Raw genomic sequence first — 1,374 nt, 5'->3', positions numbered from 1 at the left:
GGCCTGAAGGGGCTGACCGAGCGCCTCGCGGCGGCGGGCGGCCGCGCCGTACCGTCGAGTTCCGGCCTCGTGTCTCGGGGTGATCGGTGGACCGCCCCGTGGCGTCTCACGTCCGGGGATCCGATGGTCCCGCCGTGGGTTGCGCTCGCATTGGAAATCGAACACATGCTTGAATTTGGCCATGCGACGGATTCCCGACGATCTCGCCCTCGCGCAAGAGGAGTGGCACGTCACCTACCGGCGGCTCGCCGCGTGTCCCGGCGCGGCGCTCCGGCGGCGGCTGATCCATCTGTCGTCGCAGGTGCTGTTCCATCCGTACTGGCAGGGGCAGGGAACGGCGGCTCGGGCGGCACTGTTCGTCTCCCCGCGGGGAGGACGGAGCCGACGGTGAGCGGCCTCGTCCCGGGCGGGCACGGTGTGCGCCATGTCCCTGCTGCCGCCTGACCCTCGCAGGCTGAGGGCGATCCTCGCGTACATCGAGGAGCAGCTCGCCGCGAACGAGACCGTCGCCGTCTACCTTCGGCTCCAGCGGGACGCCGTGCTCGCCGCACTCGCCCGCGCCGAGCGCCCGCAGCCGCAGCAGCGGCCGAAGCGCAAGGTGAAGGGCGGCGGTCCGCTGCCCGGCTTCAACCCGCCGCCCGCGAGCACCGGTTGCGTCATCCAGCAGAAGCGCACACCGGCCGGCCCCGAGCCCGCCGTCGTCCATCAGGCCGACTGCGCCATGATCGAGGGCACACCTCACCGCATCAGGGCCGACGAGGCGCGCGCCGCGCTCACCGACCCCACCATCGAGCCGTGCGCGTTCTGCCGGCCGGACACCGAACTGGGCATCGACCTGGCGTAGGGGGTGAGCGGCGGGCGGCCCGGGGATCAGCCTATGAGGGAGCGGAGCTGGTCGATCGTGCGGCGCCGCATGGTGAGGAAGGCGAGCCAGGAGCCGTCGGCGTAGTGCAGCCGGAAACGGGCCATCAGCTGCATCCGGGGACGGCGCTCGACCCGGGTCACCCAGGTTCGCGGCACCTCCCACACCGGCGTGCCGTTCAGGGGCTGGACCAGTCCGACGCGCTGGTCGGTCACGCGCAGCAGCAGCGCGCCGGAGGTGCGCGGCATCCCCGAGGCGATGCTCCCGGCCCCGCCGGACTGCGCGCCTACGGCGCCCATCACCTGGTTCGCGATGGCTCCGCCGAGGTTCACGCCGATGCCCTTGGCGCTCTTCGCGGGGACGACGGTGCCGTACCCCAAGAGCTGCTCACCGGGAGCCAGTTGACTGAGGGCGGAACGCTCATGGAGGGCGGACATGATCGTGATCATAGGGGTGGGGACTGCTCACGGGATCCCACTCGTTCATGCCGATGCCGGGGGACGGGTGAAAGG

General features: G+C 71.8%; 3 protein-coding genes. 2 read left to right on the top strand and 1 reads right to left on the bottom strand.

What is annotated here, in order from left to right:
* The first annotated feature begins 181 nt into the window (after window positions 1-181).
* Both ACWEN3_RS46600 and ACWEN3_RS46595 read left to right on the top strand, forming a co-directional pair.
* On the top strand, window positions 182-391 hold the full coding sequence (locus tag ACWEN3_RS46600) for a hypothetical protein (protein WP_452984512.1): 210 nt from the start codon (window positions 182-184) through the stop codon (window positions 389-391).
* Window positions 392-424: 33 nt separating this feature from the next.
* Window positions 425-844, top strand: coding sequence for a DUF6233 domain-containing protein (locus ACWEN3_RS46595; RefSeq protein ID WP_452984510.1), 420 nt, complete (start codon window positions 425-427; stop codon window positions 842-844).
* A gap of 26 nt (window positions 845-870) precedes the next feature.
* On the opposite strand, the gene ACWEN3_RS46590 is transcribed toward ACWEN3_RS46595, so the two are convergent.
* Window positions 871-1,299: a hypothetical protein gene (locus ACWEN3_RS46590; RefSeq protein ID WP_452984508.1), complete on the bottom strand. Its 429-nt coding sequence runs from the start codon at window positions 1,297-1,299 to the stop codon at window positions 871-873.
* Window positions 1,300-1,374: the final 75 nt, after the last annotated feature.

The sequence above is a fragment of the Streptomyces sp. NPDC004561 genome, from assembly GCF_053602155.1.
This window is presented reverse-complemented; position numbering and strand designations above follow the sequence as displayed.